General features: G+C 70.5%; 15 protein-coding genes. 8 read left to right on the forward strand and 7 right to left on the reverse strand.

The window, feature by feature from the left end:
* Positions 1-12: 12 nt before the first annotated feature.
* The 3 genes from AOZ49_RS21235 to xsc all read right to left on the reverse strand — a co-directional run bounded on the left by AOZ49_RS21235 (position 13) and on the right by xsc (position 4,476).
* Positions 13-1,599, reverse strand: coding sequence for an ABC transporter substrate-binding protein (locus AOZ49_RS21235; protein ID WP_054477610.1), 1,587 nt, complete (start codon positions 1,597-1,599; stop codon positions 13-15).
* A gap of 131 nt (positions 1,600-1,730) precedes the next feature.
* A complete protein-coding gene (locus AOZ49_RS21240) occupies positions 1,731-2,660 on the reverse strand; it encodes a bifunctional enoyl-CoA hydratase/phosphate acetyltransferase (protein WP_054477591.1) in 930 nt (309 codons plus the stop codon).
* Positions 2,661-2,664: 4 nt separating this feature from the next.
* Positions 2,665-4,476: a sulfoacetaldehyde acetyltransferase gene (xsc, locus tag AOZ49_RS21245; protein WP_082380530.1), complete on the reverse strand. Its 1,812-nt coding sequence runs from the start codon at positions 4,474-4,476 to the stop codon at positions 2,665-2,667.
* A gap of 160 nt (positions 4,477-4,636) precedes the next feature.
* On the opposite strand from xsc, the gene AOZ49_RS21250 reads away from it, so the two are divergent.
* From AOZ49_RS21250 to AOZ49_RS21270, 6 genes are all read left to right on the forward strand, one after another.
* Positions 4,637-5,395 carry an IclR family transcriptional regulator gene (locus AOZ49_RS21250; RefSeq protein ID WP_054477595.1) on the forward strand — a complete coding sequence of 253 codons (759 nt, stop codon included), beginning with the start codon at positions 4,637-4,639 and terminating at the stop codon, positions 5,393-5,395.
* A gap of 111 nt (positions 5,396-5,506) precedes the next feature.
* A complete protein-coding gene (gene dbpA, locus AOZ49_RS21255; protein WP_054477597.1) occupies positions 5,507-6,895 on the forward strand; it encodes an ATP-dependent RNA helicase DbpA in 1,389 nt (462 codons plus the stop codon).
* Between the two features lie 171 nt (positions 6,896-7,066).
* Entirely contained in the window at positions 7,067-7,474 is a 408-nt protein-coding gene (locus tag AOZ49_RS21260; protein ID WP_054477598.1) for a DoxX family protein, read from the forward strand.
* Positions 7,475-7,723: 249 nt separating this feature from the next.
* Complete coding sequence (locus AOZ49_RS33035) at positions 7,724-7,867, forward strand: hypothetical protein (RefSeq protein ID WP_006390060.1); 144 nt, start codon at positions 7,724-7,726, stop codon at positions 7,865-7,867.
* Positions 7,868-7,898: 31 nt separating this feature from the next.
* Positions 7,899-9,191, forward strand: coding sequence for a YXWGXW repeat-containing protein (locus tag AOZ49_RS31895; RefSeq protein WP_082380531.1), 1,293 nt, complete (start codon positions 7,899-7,901; stop codon positions 9,189-9,191).
* A 178-nt stretch (positions 9,192-9,369) separates the two neighbouring features.
* Positions 9,370-9,954, forward strand: coding sequence for a peroxiredoxin (locus tag AOZ49_RS21270; RefSeq protein WP_369815845.1), 585 nt, complete (start codon positions 9,370-9,372; stop codon positions 9,952-9,954).
* A 95-nt stretch (positions 9,955-10,049) separates the two neighbouring features.
* Here AOZ49_RS21270 and AOZ49_RS21275 read toward each other — a convergent pair whose 3' ends face one another.
* On the reverse strand, positions 10,050-11,498 hold the full coding sequence (locus tag AOZ49_RS21275; protein WP_082380532.1) for a CoA transferase: 1,449 nt from the start codon (positions 11,496-11,498) through the stop codon (positions 10,050-10,052).
* A 303-nt stretch (positions 11,499-11,801) separates the two neighbouring features.
* Here AOZ49_RS21275 and phrB point away from each other — a divergent pair, with 303 nt between their 5' ends.
* Both phrB and AOZ49_RS21285 read left to right on the forward strand, forming a co-directional pair.
* The gene (gene phrB / locus AOZ49_RS21280) at positions 11,802-13,220 is read left to right on the forward strand and encodes a deoxyribodipyrimidine photo-lyase (RefSeq protein ID WP_054477600.1); all 1,419 of its coding nucleotides are present in this window, start codon (positions 11,802-11,804) and stop codon (positions 13,218-13,220) included.
* 168 nt (positions 13,221-13,388) lie between these two features.
* Complete coding sequence (locus AOZ49_RS21285) at positions 13,389-15,080, forward strand: methyl-accepting chemotaxis protein (RefSeq protein WP_054477602.1); 1,692 nt, start codon at positions 13,389-13,391, stop codon at positions 15,078-15,080.
* A gap of 49 nt (positions 15,081-15,129) precedes the next feature.
* On the opposite strand, the gene AOZ49_RS21290 is transcribed toward AOZ49_RS21285, so the two are convergent.
* From AOZ49_RS21290 to AOZ49_RS21300, 3 genes are all read right to left on the reverse strand, one after another.
* The gene (locus AOZ49_RS21290; RefSeq protein ID WP_156355710.1) at positions 15,130-15,843 is read right to left on the reverse strand and encodes a 4-hydroxythreonine-4-phosphate dehydrogenase; all 714 of its coding nucleotides are present in this window, start codon (positions 15,841-15,843) and stop codon (positions 15,130-15,132) included.
* A complete protein-coding gene (pdxA, locus tag AOZ49_RS21295) occupies positions 15,827-16,852 on the reverse strand; it encodes a 4-hydroxythreonine-4-phosphate dehydrogenase PdxA (protein ID WP_156355711.1) in 1,026 nt (341 codons plus the stop codon). Before pdxA ends, AOZ49_RS21290 begins: the two co-directional genes overlap by 17 nt.
* The coding region (locus tag AOZ49_RS21300) for a nucleotide-binding domain containing protein (RefSeq protein WP_304439439.1) at positions 16,849-17,133 on the reverse strand (285 nt) is incomplete at its 5' end. The genes pdxA and AOZ49_RS21300, both read right to left, overlap by 4 nt.

The raw sequence follows: 17,133 nt of genomic DNA on the forward strand, positions 1-17,133 counted from the left end.
GGCCGCCTCCCGCTATTGCAAGTAGGTATCGTCAAGCGGCGACAGCAGGCCCCAGATGCCATCGGGCAGGCCATGCACCTTCCTGGACGACAGCGTGTGGTATGGAATGACCGTCAGGAAGTCGATCGGTAGGTCCTCGGTCACGATCTGCTGGAACTGCGCATACAGCGCGCGGCGCCGGGCGTCATCGGTTTCCGTGCCGGCCTGTTCCAGCAATTCGTCGACCTTGGGGTTCTTGTAGGACTGGGTGTTGGTCCAGATGATGTCGCGGATATTGCTCGACAGGTAGGTGCGGTGCACGCCGATCACCGGATCGCCCCAGTTGAAGACCAGGTCGGTGGTCATGTCGAAATCATGGCTGGCGATGCGCTTGGCCCAGGTCGGGAAGTCGGGCGAAGCGCGCACCTGCACCGCGATCCCCACCTTCTTGAGCTGGCTGCGCAGGTACTCCGCCACGTTCTTGCCCTGCACGTCGCTGCCGGGCATGTAATCGACCGTCAGGGTCATGCGCTCACCCTTGCCGTCTTTCTTGAATCCGGCGTCATCCAGCAACTGCTCGGCCTTCTTCAGATCGAGCGGGTACTTCTTCAGGTCCTGGGTCGCAAAGGGGCTGGAGGCCACGATCGGCCCGTCCGCCGGCTGGGCGAAGCCGGCGTTCAACGCCTTGGTGATGAAGCCCTTGTCGGTGGCGTAGGCGATCGCCTGCCGCACGCGCACGTCGTCCAGCGGCTTGCGCGCGGTATTGAACGCCAGCCAGCTGAGCGCGCCGATGCCCTCGTAGCCACGGTTGGTCATGACGATCTGCGGGTTGTCCTTGGCGCGGCGCAGGATGGTCGGCTCGGTCATGTACGGCAGCACGCCGATGTCGCCGCGCTCCAGCCCGATCAGCAGGTTGGTGGCGTCGGGATTGATCTTCACCACCACCCGGTCCAGGTAGGGTTTGCCTTTCTCGAAGAACTTGTCGAAACGCTCCAGCACGATCTCCTGGCCCGGCTTGAAGTCCTTGAGCGTGAACGGGCCCGAGCCGACCACGTTGGCGGAATTGCGCGGATGGTTCTTCAGGTCCTGGCCGTCGCCATAGATGTGCTTGGGCAGCACCGGCATCAGCGCCGGCGACAGCGCCAGCAGGATCGCCGGGTGCGGCCGGCTCATGCGCAGCACGGCGGTGTAGGGATCGGGCGTATCGACGCTTTCGACGGGCGCCAGCATGCTCTGGAACGGATGGTTCTGCTTGACCGCCATCACCGAGAACGCCACGTCCGCCGACGTCACCGGCTGGCCGTCGTGGAACAGCGCGTCGTGACGCAGGTGCAGGGTCAGCGATTTCGCGTCCGGCGCCAGTTCCCACGACTGCGCCAGGTAGGGTTGCGGCTTCCAGTCGGCGTCGTAGCGCAGCGGGCTGGCGAACAGCTGGGCGCTGGGCAGCGCCGTGGCAATGCCCGATTGCACCGCGCCATTCAGGTGCCGCGGCACCTGCGTCGAGCCGATCACCAGCGTGCCGCCCGGCTTGGGCGCATCGGCGGCCACGGCCGCGTGCGTGCCGGCCGCCATTGCCCATGCTGTCAGTATTGCGGCAAAGCCGCGTGTCGCGCTGCGCATCATCCACCCCTTGGTATTGTTGGCATGAGCCATTCAAACGATGGCGGTAGCGCTAGCCTAGTCAACCCGGGGGCCCCCGCTTAGTACCAAACCGCCGGACTTGTTGGTGCCAGGCCGGCGGTTGACCCGGCTCAGCGCGCGCCGGCCGCCAGCGCCCGCGCATACAACGCCGCCACCGCGCAGCTGTCGACCCGCGCCTGCACCGCGTCCGAGCGGCTCGTCAGCAGCACCGGCACGCGCGTGCCCAGCACCAGGCCGGCGGTGGCCGCGCCGGCCAGCCAGGTCAGCTCCTTGTAGAGCATGTTGCCGGCCTCGATGTCGGGCACCAGCAGGATGTCGGCATCGCCCGCCACCGGCGAGACGATGCCCTTCTGCTCGGCCGCCTGGCGCGAGATGGCGTTGTCGAACGCCAGCGGGCCGTCGATCTGGCCGCCGCGGATCTGCTGGCGGTCGGCCATCTTCGACAGGGCCGCCGCATCCAGCGTGGCCGGCATCGCCGGGTTGACCGATTCGGTGGCGCACAGCACCGCCACCTTGGGCCGCGCCACGCCCAGCGCGCGCGCCAGGTCGATGGCGTTCTGGGCGATGTCGGCCTTCTCCTGCAAGGTCGGGGCGATGTTGACGGCGGCGTCGGTCAGGATGAACAGCTTGGGATAGGCCGCGGCCGCCATCACGAAGGCGTGGCTGATGCGCCGGCCGGTGCGCAGCCCGGATTCGCGCGCCACCACCGCCGACATGAAGTGGTCGGTGTGCAGGCTGCCCTTCATCAGCATGCCGACGGCGCCGTCGCGCGCCAGGCCGGCGGCGGCGCGCGCGGCCAGCGCCTCGTCGTCGGGCGTGTCGACGATCTCCAGCGAGCCGGCGCGCAGGCCCAGCTCGGCCATCAAGGTCGCCAGCCGGGCCGCCGGCCCGACCAGCAGCGGCTCGATGTAGCCGGCCTCGCGGGCCTGCACGGCGGCGCCCAGGCTGGACGCGCACAGCGGATAGGCCACCGCCGTGCGCACCCGCCCGGCCGACAGCGCCGCGGCCCGCAGCGGCTCGAACAAGCGGTCGCTGGCCATGGCGTCAGCCGCGCACCGGGTCGATCGGCAGCGGCACCTCGCCCGGCTGGAACGGCTGGTTGACGTAGCGCTTGTACTTGTCCAGCAGGCGCAGCGGCTGCTTGAGCGCGTCGCGGCGGAACGGATCGCCCAGCTCCTGGCTCACCATCATTTCCAGCACGGTGGTCTTGCCCTCGGACTGCGCCTTGCACGCGGCCTGCAGCGCCGCGCCGACCTGGTCGGCATGCTCGACCCGGATGCCCTCGGCGCCCATGGACCGCGCCAGTTCCGCGAAGTTGGGATTCTGCAGGTTGCTGCCGACGAAACGGCGGCCGTAGAAGTCCACCTGGTTTTTCTTTTCCGCGCCCCACTGGCCGTTGTGGAACACCACCGCCGTCACCGGGATGCGCTCGCGCACGCAGGTCAGCAGCTCCTGGAAGCTCATGCACCAGGCGCCGTCGCCGACGTAGGCCACCGCCGGCCGGTCGGGCCGGCCCAGCTTGGCGCCGATCAGGGCCGGCAGCGCGTAGCCGCAGTTGCCGAAGCTCATGGCCGCCAGCATCGAATCCGGCTCGTCGAAGCGCAGGTAGCTGTTGGACACCGAGCAGATGTTGCCGATGTCGGTGGACACCATCACGTGCCTGGGCATGGCGCGCTCCAGCTCGCGCAGCATGCGGCGCGGATGCATGCGGCCGCCGCCGTGCTCGATGATGTCCAGGCTCCAGTCGTCGCGCTCGTGCGACCAGCCGTCCAGTTCCTTTTCCCAGGCGCTTTTCTGCGCGCCGATCTCTTCGCCGCGCGCCGCCTTGGTGGCCACGCAGGCGACCTCGCGATCGCGCAGCTTCGCGGCCAGCGCCGCCGCGGCCGGCTTGGCGTCGCCGCAGATGCCCACCGACACCGGCCGCACCAGGCCCAGCATGCGGTGGTCGGCGTCGACCTGGATGATGCGCGCGTGCTGCGGCCAGTAGTCCAGCCCGTGCTGCGGCAAGGTGCCGAAGGGCCCCAGGCGCGTGCCCAGCGCCAGCACCACGTCGGCCTGCGACAGCAGCTTCATGCCGGCCTTGGAGCCCTGGTAGCCCAGCGGCCCGCACCACAGCGGATGGCTGGCCGGGAAGGCGTCGTTGTGCAGGTAGCTGGTGACCACCGGCGCGCCCAGCAGCTCGGCCAGCGCCACGCATTCGGCCTGGCCGGCCGAGAACAGCACGCCGCCGCCGGCGACGATCACCGGGAATTTGGCGCTGGCCAAGAGGCGCGCGGCCGCTTCCAGGTCCTCTTCGGACCCCGGGCCGCGGCGGATGCGGCGCGGCTCCGGAATGGCCACGTCGATCTCGCCATAGAAATAGTCGCGCGGAATGTTCAGCTGGGTCGGGCCGCGCTCGGCCAGCGCGTTGTCGAAGGCCTTGGCGGTAAATTCGGCCATGCGGTCGGGGCGGTTGACGTGCGCCTGGTACTTGGTGATGCGCGAGAAGATCGGCAGCTGCTCGGTTTCCTGGAAGCCGCCCAGGCCCATGCCGGAGGTGCCGGTCTCGGGCGTGATCGCCACCACCGGGCTGTGGGCCCAGTAGGCCGCGGCCACGCCGGTGACGAAGTTGGTGATGCCGGGACCGTTCTGCGCGATGCAGACCCCGTGGCGGCCGGTGACGCGCGAATAGCCGTCGGCCATGTGGGCGGCGCCCTGCTCGTGCACCGTCGGCACGAAGCGGATGCCGGCGGCCGGGAACAGGTCCAGCGCGTCCATGAAGGCCGAGCCGACGATGCCGAATACGTCCTTGACGCCTTGCGCCACCAGCGTCTCGACGAACGCTTCGCTGGGGGTCATGTGTTGCTTGCTGCTCATGGTCTCTCTCCTGGCGGGCCGGCGCGGCTTGGATTGCATATTGGCCGGGGTAAACCGATACTGCAGCAGAAGCCCGGCGTTTCCCACCCTGCAGCGTTCCATTTTCTGCAGAATCCGCACCAACCTGGCGGCCTTTCGCCAAATCTTCAAATATTGAAAGATGAAAGACGAATCCTCCGCGGCGCTGCGCGCGCTGACCCTGCTGGAACAGGTCGCCGGTTCCGAGGCGCCAGTATCGCTGGCGGCGCTGACCGAGGCTACCGGCCTGCCCAAGCCGTCGGTGCTGCGCATCCTGTCGCGGCTGGTGGACGCCGGCATGCTGCTGCGCGAGCCGGCCGGCAAGAGCTACATCACCGGCCCGCGGCTGGCGCTGCTGGCGCGCGACACCCTGCTCAATTCGCCGCTGCGGGCCGAGCGCCACCGCATCCTCGACAGCCTGGTCGACGAGATCGGCGAGACCTGCAACTGCACCATGCTGGACGGCGACGAGGTCATCTACCTGGACCGGGTCGAGACCGCCTGGCCGCTGCGCGTCAACCTGCAGCCCGGCTCGCGCGTGCCGCTGCATTGCAGCGCCAGCGGCAAGCTGTTCCTGGCGCACATGCGGCGCGAGGCGCGCGCGCGGCTGCTGGCGGCGGCGCCGCTGCCGCGCTACACGCCCAACACGCTATGCGACGCGGCGGCGCTGGAACGCGAGCTACTGGCGATCCGCAAGGAAGGCGCCAGTTTCGACCGCGAGGAATTCCTGCTGGGCATCGTCTGCATGGCGGTGCCGATCATGCGCGGGCGCCGCGCCATCGCCGCGGTGGCGCTGCACGCGCCGGTGGCGCGGCTGTCGATCGACGGCGCGCGCGCCTGGCTGCCGCGCATGCAGGAAGCGGCGCGGGCGCTGGCCGGCACCTACGAACCGTCGGCCTGACGCGCCGAGGCCCCGCCCTTGGCGAGGCCGCCCTGACGGCCGTGGCGGGCGCCCAGGCCTTACACTGTCGGCCGAATCCGTATTTATCGCAGTTCCTGCGAGAGCCTCACCGTGACCCAGACGCCCTTTACCACCCTGCCCCTCCTGCCCGCCCTGCTCGACAACCTGCAAAGCCTGGGGTTCGAGCACATGACGCCGATCCAGGCGCAAAGCCTGCCGCTGATCCTGGAGGGCCGCGACCTGATCGCGCAGGCCAAGACCGGCAGCGGCAAGACCGCGGCCTTCGGCCTGGGCGTGCTGCAGAAGCTCGACGCCACCCGCCTGACGCCGCAGGCGCTGCTGCTCTGTCCGACCCGCGAGCTGGCCGACCAGGTGGCGCAGGAACTGCGCCGGCTGGCGCGCCAGATCGCCAACGTCAAGATCCTGACGCTGTGCGGCGGCGCCGCGGCCCGCCCGCAAGCGGAATCGCTGGCGCGCGGCACCCACATCGTGGTGGGCACGCCCGGCCGCATCCAGGACCACCTGGAACGCGGCAGCCTGGACCTGTCCGGCCTGACCACGCTGGTGCTGGACGAGGCCGACCGCATGGTCGACATGGGCTTCTACGACGATATCGTGGCGATCGCCTCGCATTGCCCCGCCAAGCGCCAGACCCTGCTGTTCTCGGCCACCTACCCCGACAATATCCGCAAGCTGAGCGCGCGCTTCCTGCGCAACCCGGCCGAGGTCAAGGTCGAGGCCCAGCACGACGCCAGCCGCATCGAACAGATCTTCTACGAGATCGACCCCGACGAGCGCCTGGACGCCGTGGCCAGGCTGCTGGCGCATTTCCGCCCGGTCTCGACGCTGGCCTTCTGCAACACCAAGATCCGCAGCCACGATCTGGTCGAACGGCTGCAGGCCGAGGGCATCAGCGCCCTGGCGCTGAACGGCGACCTGGAACAGCGCGAGCGCGACGAGATCCTGATCCAGTTCGCCAACCAGAGCTGCGCCGTGCTGGTGGCCACCGACGTGGCCGCGCGTGGCCTGGACATCCAGAACCTGGGCGCGGTCATCAACGTCGACGTCACCAAGGACACCGAGGTCCACGTGCACCGCATCGGCCGCAGCGGCCGCGGCGAGCAGAAGGGCCTGGCCCTGAGCCTGTGCTCGCCCGACGAAATGCGCTGGGCCAACCTGATCGAGCAATACCAGGGCGCGCCGCTGACCTGGGGCGACCTGAAATCGCTGCGCCCCAAGGCCGACCGGCCGTTGCGCGCGCCCATGGTGACCCTGTGCATCCAGGGCGGCAAGAAGGACAAGCTGCGCCCCGGCGACCTGCTGGGCGCCCTGACCGGCGACGGCGGCCTGGCCTTCGAGCAGGTCGGCAAGATCAACATCACCGAGTTCAACGCCTACGTGGCGCTGGACCGCAAGATCGCCAAGCAGGCCTTCTCGCGCCTGTCCAACAGCAACATCAAGGGCCGGCGCTTCCGCATGCGCTACCTCGAGGAACTGTAAGCATTCGTCAGCGGGCGCCCGCCACGCGGACGTAAACGCTTGATGGTCATATTCGGGATTTGCAATAATGGCCCACCTCGCGCCACCCCGGCGCGGGAGCGGGAACCAAAGGCTCGGCGTGCGCTCCAACCGGCGCATTGCATCCCTTAACCATCAAAAGAGAAATCCACCATGATCAAGTCCGATGACACCGGCAAGCTGATCCTGCGCCTGACCCTCGGTATTCTGATTCTGCTCCATGGCCTGTTCAAGATCACCGGCGGCGGCGTCGGCGGCATTGGCGGCATGCTGTCCTCGCACGGACTGCCCGGCTTCCTGGCCTATGGCGTCTACATCGGCGAAATCCTCGCGCCGGTGCTGCTGATCGTTGGCGTCTACACCCGCCTGGGCGGCCTGATCATCGCCATCAACATGGTGGTCGCGATCCTGCTGGCGCACACCGGCCAATTCACCAGCCTGACCAACAACGGCGGCTGGGCGCTGGAACTGCAAGGCATGTTCCTGTTCACGGCCCTGGCCATCGCCTTCATGGGCGCCGGCCGCTTCAGCCTGGCCGGCAACGGCGGCCGCTGGAACTGACCGCCCCGGCGCAAACCGCGCCACCCGGAAGGCCGCCGCGAGGCGGCCTTTTTTCATGGGCGCAAGGCCGGCGCGCGCCGGAACAATTGCTACGAACGACATCAACGGTCACGCCGGCGCAAACATCCGTCACCTGAAAGCTGTTTCGGATCCATTACAGACCCAGAACTCGCCCCCGCAGCCATGGCCTAATCCCTACGAGCCCAAAGAAGGCGTGACGCACGCCAGGCGCTCGGCAGGAGATCCCAAATGAAGAAGACGATTCTGTTGATGCTGGCAATGGCCAGCGCCCTTTCCGGTTGCGTGGTGGTGCCGGCGCGTCCGGCCTACTACCGGCCGGCGCCCGCCTATTACTATTACCCTGCGCCGCATTACTACTACCACGGCTATTGATCCACGCGCCCCATCGCGCAAAGGAAACGCCATGAATGCCATCGCCAGGATTCCCCATTTGCGTCCGTTGGCCGCCGCCATCCTGATGACGGTCGGCGCGAGCGCGGTGGCGCAGACCTATGCGCCGCCGCCCGCGCCAGCCGCACCGGCCGCGCCGGCCTACGACAGCGGCGATCCCGCCAATGCCAACCTGGCGCCGATCGACCGCAGCCCCCAACCGCCCCCGCCCCTGCCGGTCTACACCCAGCCGCCCGCCCCCGACGACGGCTACATGTGGGTGCCGGGCTACTGGAGCCTGAACCGCTACGGCTATTTCTGGGTGCCGGGCGCCTGGGTGCTGGCGCCCTACACCGGCGCGCTGTGGACCCCGGGGTACTGGGGCTTCGTCGACGGCGTCTACCTGTGGCACGCCGGCTACTGGGGCCCGCATATCGGCTTTTATGGCGGCATCAACTATGGTTTTGGTTATATCGGCATCGGCTTCGTCGGCGGCTATTGGGACCACGACCGGTTCTTCTACAACCGCGCCGTGACCAACGTCAACGTCACCCGCGTCACCAACGTCTACAACCATACTGTGGTGGTCAACAACAATATCGACAACCGCCGCATCAGCTACAACGGCGGTCCGGCGGGCATCCAGCGCCGGGCCGATCCGCGCGAGGTCGCCGCGCGCAACGAGCCGCACCGTCCGCCCACCGACGTGCAGCGCGGCTTCGCCCGCGATGCCGGCGGCAATCGCGGCCAGTTCTTCGACCGCAACCAGGGACGTCCGCCGCAAGCCTTCGTCGACCACGCGCCGCCGCAAGGCCAGCGCCCCGGCGGCGGCCCCGGCAATGGCCCCAATGGCGCCGGCCCCGGCGCGCGGCCGGACATGAACCGCGGCAATCCCGCCGCCATGCCGGCAGGCGCGGTCCCGGGGCAGGCGCGCACGCCGCCCCAGGCGCAGCAGCCCGGTCCGGGACGCGCGCCGCAGGCCGAGGCCCCGGGCCAGCCGCGTGGCCCGCAGGCGCAGCCCCAGGGCCAATTCCATGGTTCGCCGCAGGCCGCCCCGCCCGCGCGCGGACCGGCCCCGCAGGCCCAGCCGCAAGCCCAGCCGCAGGCGCGTCCGCAACCGGCGCCGCGCACCGGCCCGCCGCCTGACAACCTGGCCCAGGCCGCCGCGCGCGAACACCGCGCGGCGCCGCAGAACCGGCCCGAAAGCCGGCCGCCGCAAGCCAGTCCGCAACACGCGGGCGGCGGCGGTGGCGGTGGCGGCCGTCCGCAGGGAGGCCATGAGGCGCCGCGCGGCGGCGGCGCGCCGCACGAACGCGGCCGCGAATGACGACCGGGCCGCGCGGCCCAGCCGCGTGGCCCGTGCGGGATCTGCCTCGCTCCCGCGCCAGCCACGCCGGCCGCCCCCTGGATCGTCCACCCGAAGCGGTCCGACACCGCATCGACTGACAGCGCGCTGACAACCGCCGGGCTGGCTTCCAGCGGGCGGCGCGGCTACAGTGGAAACCTTGACGCCGCCTTGCCGCGCACCGTTCACCGGAGACACCCATGAAGCGCCTTGCCCCCCCCCCCTGTTCCTCGCCTGCGGCCTGCTGGCCGGCACCGCCGCCCACGCCGCCCTCAACGTCGGCGCGCCCGCCCCCGACTTCAGCACCCAGGCCTCGCTCGGCGGCAACGTCTTCACCTTCAAGCTGGCCGAGGCCCTCAAGCAGGGACCGGTGGTGCTGTATTTCTACCCGGCCGCCTTCAGCAAGGGCTGCACCATCGAGGCCCACGACTTCGCCGAGGCCACCGACGAATACAAGTCGCTGGGCGCCACCGTCATCGGCGTCTCGGCCGACGACATCGACACCCTGAACAAATTCTCGGTCAGCGAATGCCGCAGCAAGTTCGCGGTGGCGGCCGACGGCGACGGCAAGATCATGAAGGCCTACGACGCGGTGCTGGACGCGCGGCCCGACCGCGCCCAGCGCGTGTCCTACGTGATCTCGCCCGAAGGCAAGATCCTGTACGAATACACCAACATGAATCCCGAGGCGCACGTCACCAACACCATGAAGGCGCTGCGCGACTGGAAGGCCGGCAAGAAATAACGCCGCCACCGTGAAAACAAGGGAGGGCCGAAGCCCTCCCTTTTTTCATTCCCCCGGAAGCCCCGGCCCATCCAGGACCGGCGGCCGCGCTGCCGTCAATGGAACGGCCACACCGTCGGATGCGTGCCAGGCGGGTTGGACGGCCGGGCCCAGCGCGCCGGCGTGAGCGAGAACTGCGCCGCATGGCGCACCGCGATCAGCTCGCCAAAGCCCGACGCCTCCGTTTCCATCAGGCCTTCGAAGCCCGGCAGGGCGCGGTTCAGGCCGCCCTCGACGCGGCCCAGCGTGCGCAGCCAATGCGCGGTCTGCGCCAGCGACACCCGCACATGCCAGCTGCCGCCCTCGGTGGCCTGGCGCGCCAGCGCCACCTGCGCGCCGAACGCCATGAGGTAGCCGGAGGCGTGATCCAGGATCTGCATCGGCAGCGCCCGGGGCGCTTCCTGGCCGGCGGCCTCGGCCTCGGCATGGTTGAAGCCGGCGGCGGTCTGCACCAGCGAATCGAAGCCGCGCCGGTTGGCCCACGGGCCGGTGGCGCCATAGGCCGTCAAGGACACGTAGACGATGCCTGGCCGCAGGCGCGCCGCGTCCTGCGGACCGAACCCCAGCGCGGCCATGCCGCCGGGACGGTAGCCCTGCACCAGGACGTGCGCGCTGCGCAGCAGGTTGGCCAGCGCGATGCGGCCATCGGCGGTGTCCAGGTCGGCGTGCACCGACAGCTTGCCGCGGCTGGTGTCGATGAGGTTGGCGATATTGGGCAGGTGCGGCGAATTCACCAGCATCACGTCCGCGCCGTAGGCCGCCAGGGCCCGGCCACAGACCGGACCGGCGATGATGCGGGTCAGGTCCAGCACGCGGATGTCCTGCAGCGGGCGCGGATCGTGCCCATACTTGGGCAAGGGCCGCGGGTCGGCCTCGCCGATGCGCTCGATCGTCAGGAGCGGCTGCGCCGCGATCGCCTGGCCCTGGGGATGGCGGTCCCATTCATCGAAACTGCGCATCGCGGTGACCGCCATGCCGGCGTCCGCCGCCACCTGCTCGAAGTCCTGCGCGCGCCAGCGGCCCAGCGCCTGCTCGACCGCTTCGCGGGTGGCGCCGTCGCCGGTCGGACAGCCCAGCAAGGCCAGGGCGCCATCGCGATGATGCGGAAAATTGGCATGGATGCGGACCCAGCCGCCGTCGCCGCAGCGGTAGACGCCAGTGATCGGATCGCGCGGATCGGGCGCGGCGCCGTTGATCAGGAAATGACTGCGGCATTCCTGGGCGGCGTGCAGCATATCCACGCCGACCTGCTGCCGCTCGCCGCCGCGCAGGTGCCAGATCTCGGCCGCGGCCAGGGCCGCCGCCGCCATGCTGACCTGCGCCGCGGTGCCCACCGCGAAGGACGATGGCAGCACCGGTTCGGCGCCAGTCAGCACCGCGTGCTCAAGCGACTCGTCCGGCAGGTCGAGCGAGCGCCAGAGCTGTTGCAAGACGTCGCGTGGCGTCTTGGTGGCGGATGAGCGTCCCCTCAGGAAGGACGCGCGGAAATCCATCAGATGTCCCATGGCGTTTGTCTTTTTACTTTGTCGTTGAATGATTACATGGCGCTGGCCGCCGCCGCGTCAATATGCCGGGAGCGCCAGCGTGTTTCATGGTTTGACCGGCGTTTCGGCCGATTTCCCGGGGCCCGCGTGCGCCGCCCCTGCGCCCGCCGGCGAACCGCCCGCCGCCGGCGCCGTCACATCTACTCGTAGTTTTTACATGGTGTGGGCAGCCTGCCGGACCCGCGCGAACGCGCCGGCCGGCGCGATAGAATGCCAGCCTTGCCGCGCCCTCCCCGCCGCCCCTTTTCCGGACCGACCGCTCCCATGCATACCCTGATCTGGCTGCGCACCGACCTGCGCCTGCACGACAACCCCGCCCTGGCGGCCGCGGCGCAGGCGGGCACGGTCACCGCCCTGTTCATCGCCGCGCTGGGACAATGGCGCCGCCACGGCGAGGCGCCGGCCAAGGTCGACTTCTGGCTGCGCAACCTGCGCGAACTGTCGCAAGACCTGGGCCGCCTGGGCATTCCGCTGAAGCTGCTGACGCTGGACACCTGGGACCAGGCGCCCGATGCGCTGGTCGGCTTCTGCCGCGAGCACGACATCGCGCAGGTCCACGCCAACACCGAATGGGCCGTCAACGAGCGCCGCCGCGACGACGCCGTGGCGCAGCGCCTGGCCGAGGCCGACATCGACTGGACACTGCATCACGGCGCGTCGCTGCTGCGTCCGGGCACCGTGCTGACCGGCAAGGGCGACTGCTACCGCGTCTATACCCCGTATGCGCGCGCCTGCCGCGAACGCCTGCGCAGCGCGCCGCTGCGCGCGGTGCCGGCGCCCAAGCCGCAAACCGCGCCGGCCTGGCGCGCCGACCCGCTACCCGACGCATTCGACGGCTACGCGCCCGCCAGCGACGCCATCCGCGCGCTGTGGCCCGCCGGCGAGACCGCCGCGGGCGACCGATTGGACGCCTTCGCCGATGGCGTCATCGACGCCTATCGCGACGAGCGCGACTTCCCCAGCCTGCCCGCCACCAGCTGCCTGTCGCCGTACCTGGCGGCCGGCGTGCTGTCGCCGGGCCAGGCCCTGCGCGCGGCCCAGGCTGCCAACCACGGCGAGCTGGAAAGCGGCAACGCCGGCGCCGCCACCTGGATCAACGAACTGCTGTGGCGCGAGTTCTACCAGCACCTGCTGGCGGCCTGCCCCGAACTGTCGATGCACCGGCCGATGAAGCCGGAAACCGCCGCGGTGCCGTGGCGCGACGCGCCCGACGACCTCGCGGCCTGGCAACAGGGCCGCACCGGCCTGCCGATCGTCGACGCCGCCATGCGCCAGCTGCTGGCGCTGGGCTGGATGCACAACCGGCTGCGCATGGTCACGGCCATGTTCCTGTCCAAGAACCTGCTGATCGACTGGCGCCTGGGCGAAGCCTGGTTCATGGCGCACCTGGTCGACGGCGACCTGGCGGCCAACAACGGCGGCTGGCAATGGAGCGCGTCCACCGGCGCCGATTCGGTGCCGTACTTCCGCGTCTTCAATCCGCTGTCGCAATCGCGCAAGTTCGATCCGCGCGGCGCGTTCCTGCGCGAATGGCTACCCGAGCTGGCTCACCTGGACGACAGCGCCATCCACGATCCCAGCCCGATGGAGCGCGCGGCGGCCGGCTATCCCCTGCCCATCGTCGACCTGCCGCAGAGCCGCCTGCGCGCGCTGGAAGCCTTCGGCAACCTGCCCAAGGCCTGAGCCGCGCCGGCCAAAATCGTCCATCACATCACGGCCGCGACCTTTTGCGGCCGTTTACGTTTCGCATCGTTTCAAAATATCTTGATGTAGATCAACCCGGCGATATCGCCCGTCCCCGATGATCCGGCAGCAGCAACACGCCCCCGCCCATCAGAGGACGAAAGACGCATGCGCAACAACCAGCCGGTCTACGACAAGGAATACACGCTTCACGACGAGCAGTACCTGATCTCGCGCACCGACGCCCGCGGCCGCATCATCTACGCCAATCCCGCGTTCGTGGAGGTCAGCGGCTTCACCCGCGAGGAGCTGGTGGGCGCCGCCCACAACATCGTGCGCCACCCCGACATGCCGGAAGAGGCGTTCGAGGACCTGTGGCGCACCATCCAGCGCGGCGAATCCTGGACCGGCGTGGTCAAGAACCGCCGCAAGGACGGCGGCTTCTACTGGGTGCTGGCCAACGTCACCCCCATCATCGAGCGCGGCGAGACGGTCTGTTATGCCTCGGTGCGGGTCAAGCCGACCCGCGCCCAGATCGAGGCCGCGGACGCCGCCTACCGGCAACTGCGCGCCGGCACCGCGCGCGGCTTCAGGCTCAGCCGCGGCCAGGTCAAGCCGACCGGCCTGCGCGGCGTGTTGGCGCGGCTCAAGATCTGGCGCCTGACCGGCGTGCGCTCGCGCATGCTGGCCTGGGCCATGCTGGCCTCGACGCTGTTCCTGGGCGCGGCCGGCGTGGCGCTGTACGGCATGCTCGACCGCATGAGCACCGAGGAAATCGCGCTGGCGGCGGCCATGCTGGCCAGCGGCGTGATCCTGATCTTCGCCTCGGGCTGGGGCTTTGCCCGCTCGATCACCGGCCTGCTGGTGACCGCCACCGACTTCACCCGCCAGATCGCCGCCGGCAACCTCAGCACGCCGCTGCCGCCCGCCAGCATCCGCGACGAGATCGGCGCCCTCAAATTCTCGCTGGAGGTGATGCGCAAGAGCCTGGTCAGCATCACCCGCGACGTCCACAACGGCATCGAGAGCGCGCTGACCTCGGCCGCCGAGATCGCCGACGGCAACGCCGACCTGTCGGCCCACACGCAGCGCCAGGCGGCCTCGCTGGAGGAAGCCGCCGCCAGCATGGAACAACTGGCGTCCACGGTGAAGCAGACCGCCACCAACGCGCATGGCGCCGATCAGATGGCCAATCAGGCCTCGGACGTGGCCAAGCGCGGCGGACAGGTGGTGGACGACGCGGTGCGGGCGATGCAGGGCATCGTGCACAGCACCTCGCGCATCAGCGAGATCGTCGGCATCATCGACGGCATCGCCTTCCAGACCAACATCCTGGCGCTGAACGCCGCGGTCGAGGCGGCCCGCGCCGGCGAGGCCGGCAAGGGCTTCGCGGTGGTGGCGTCCGAAGTGCGCAGCCTGGCGCAGAAGAGCGCCACCGCCGCGCGCGAGATCAAGGAACTGATCGAGGCGTCGAACCACAAGGTCGAGGATGGCGTGCGCCACGTCGAGCGCGCCGGCGAAGCGATGCTGGACATCGTCGAGTCGGTGCGGCAGGTGACCCAGATCGTCAACGAGATCGCGGCCACCTCGAACGAGCAGCACACCGGCATCGACAACGTCAGCCGCACCATCTCGGAGACCGACAGCGCCGCGCAGAGCAACGCGGCGCGGGTCGAGCAGGCCAGCCTGGCGGTGGACAACCTGCGCACGCGCGGCGCGCAGCTGCGCCATGCCATCGAGGCGTTCCGCATCGCCGGGGCCCAGACCGTGCTGCCCAAGCGCGCCGCCGCGCCGGCGCCGGCGGCGCTGATACCCGCGCCGCGCCAGGGGCAGCCGTTGCTGGAACGGCGCGCCTCGTGACGCCCGCGGCGGCGCGGATTCGGACGCAGGCGCCGGATCGGCCCGCGGTTCAGGCGCCGGCCGCGGCCGCCTGGATCGCCGCCAACTGGCCCGCCAGTCCGGCGCGCGGGGCGGGAAAGCGGCCATCCAGCGCCGCCGTGCCCACCGTGAACCCCGCCGCCCCGGCGCGGCATGCCGCCCGGATGCGCTCGGGCGTGTCGAGCGAGCCGGCCACGATCACCGGCGCGCCCGCCGCGCACACCTGCGCCATCAGCGCCGGCACATCGACGTCGGCGCGGTAGGCCAGCAGGTCCAGCCCATGCACGCCGGGCAGGCCGGCCAGCCGCGCGGCGCTGCGCGCGATCTCCTCGCGCGTGCCGCCCAGGATGCTGGGATGCCCATGGACCCGCCCGGGAAACGGGTAATAGCGGATGGGCGAGCCGGCCAGCAGCGGCAGCGCGTCGGCCGCGTGCGTGCCGCCCAGCAGACAGTCGACCTCCAGTTCGCGCGCGGCGCGCACCGACGCCAGCTCGCTGTCCCGGTCCTGCGACACCACTTCCAGGTAGCTGCGCGCGCCCGCCGCGCGGATGGCGGCGTTGAGCCGCCGCAGGACCGCTGGCGGCTGGCCGATGTCCTTGAAGCCGATATGGCGCACCCCGCACGCGAGCGCCGTGTCCAGGTGGGCGTCGGCGTCCGCCACGGTGCGGTCGTTGCGGGTCAGCATGAAGATGAAGTCGGCGGGCATGATGTCCAGGATGATAGGAGGTTCAAAGGGATGCCGCATGGGCGGCGAGCCGGAAGGCGTGGTCGATGGCGGTCCGCAGGCTGGCGGGATCGGCGATGCCCTGCCCGGCGATGTCGAACGCGGTGCCGTGATCGGGGCTGGTGCGCACGAACGGCAGCCCCAGGGTGATGTTCACGCCCTGCTCCAGGCCCAGGTACTTCACCGGGATCAGGCCCTGGTCGTGGTACTGCGCCACCACCACGTCGAAGCGCCCCTGCCGCGCCTGCATGAAGACCGTGTCGCCGGGCCACGGGCCGCTGGCGTCGATGCCCTCGCGGCGCGCGGCCTCGATCGCCGGCCGGATGATGCGCCGTTCCTCGTCGCCGAACAGGCCGCCCTCGCCGGCATGCGGATTCAGGCCGGCCACCGCCACGCGCGGCGCCGGCGCGCCGCGCGCGCGGCCGCCCTGGTGGGCCAGCCGGATCGCCGACAACTGCGCCTCGAAGTCGGCGCGCTCGATGGCCTGGCGCAGCGAACAATGAATGGTGACCAGCACCGTGGCGATGGCGTCATTGGCCAGCATCATCGCCACGCGCCGCGCGCCGCCGCGCTCGGCCAGGATCTCGGTATGGCCGGGATACGGCACGCCGGCCGCGGCCAGCGCTTCCTTGTGGATCGGCGCGGTGACCATGCCGGCCACCCGCCCCTGGCGCGCCAGGTCGATGGCCAGGCAGATCGCCTGGTACGCCGCCCGGCCGCAGGCCGCGTCGACCCGGCCGAATGGCGGCGGCAGCGGCAGCGCGGATGACGGCACCAGGCAGACGCGGTCCGGCCGCAGCTCGGCGTCGGCCACATCGGCCACCACCCGCAGCCGTTCGGCCGCGCCCAGCGGCGCCAACGCGCGCGCCATGACGGCGGGATCGCCCACCGCCACGCAGCGCTCGGCGTAACCCGGCAACAGCAGCGTCTTGGCGACGATCTCCGGCCCGATGCCGGCGGGGTCGCCCAGGGTGATGGCCAGGGGCAAGGCGGGCGCGGGCAGGTCGGCGCCCGCGCGGGAAGGATTCATCGGCACAGCAGTCTCCAGGCGGCGTCGCGCAAGGCCTCGGGGCCGCCGAAGCCGCCCGCCTTCATGGCGATCGCCAGTTGCCGACCCGCGCACGCGGCGGTCCCGGCGGGAAAGCCGGGCGCCAGTTCGCAGGTCAAGGTAAATGTGTCGATGGCCAGCGCGTCGAGCAGCGCCGCCAGGGTGTCGCCGCCGGTCGCGATCAGGCCGTCGAAGCGGTGCCGCGCCAGCGCCAGCGTCGCCTGCCGCGCCAGCGCCGCCAGCACCGCGGCCGGATCGGCCTG

Source organism: Achromobacter sp. 2789STDY5608615, from assembly GCF_001298995.1.
Classification (GTDB): domain Bacteria; phylum Pseudomonadota; class Gammaproteobacteria; order Burkholderiales; family Burkholderiaceae_B; genus Achromobacter; species Achromobacter insuavis.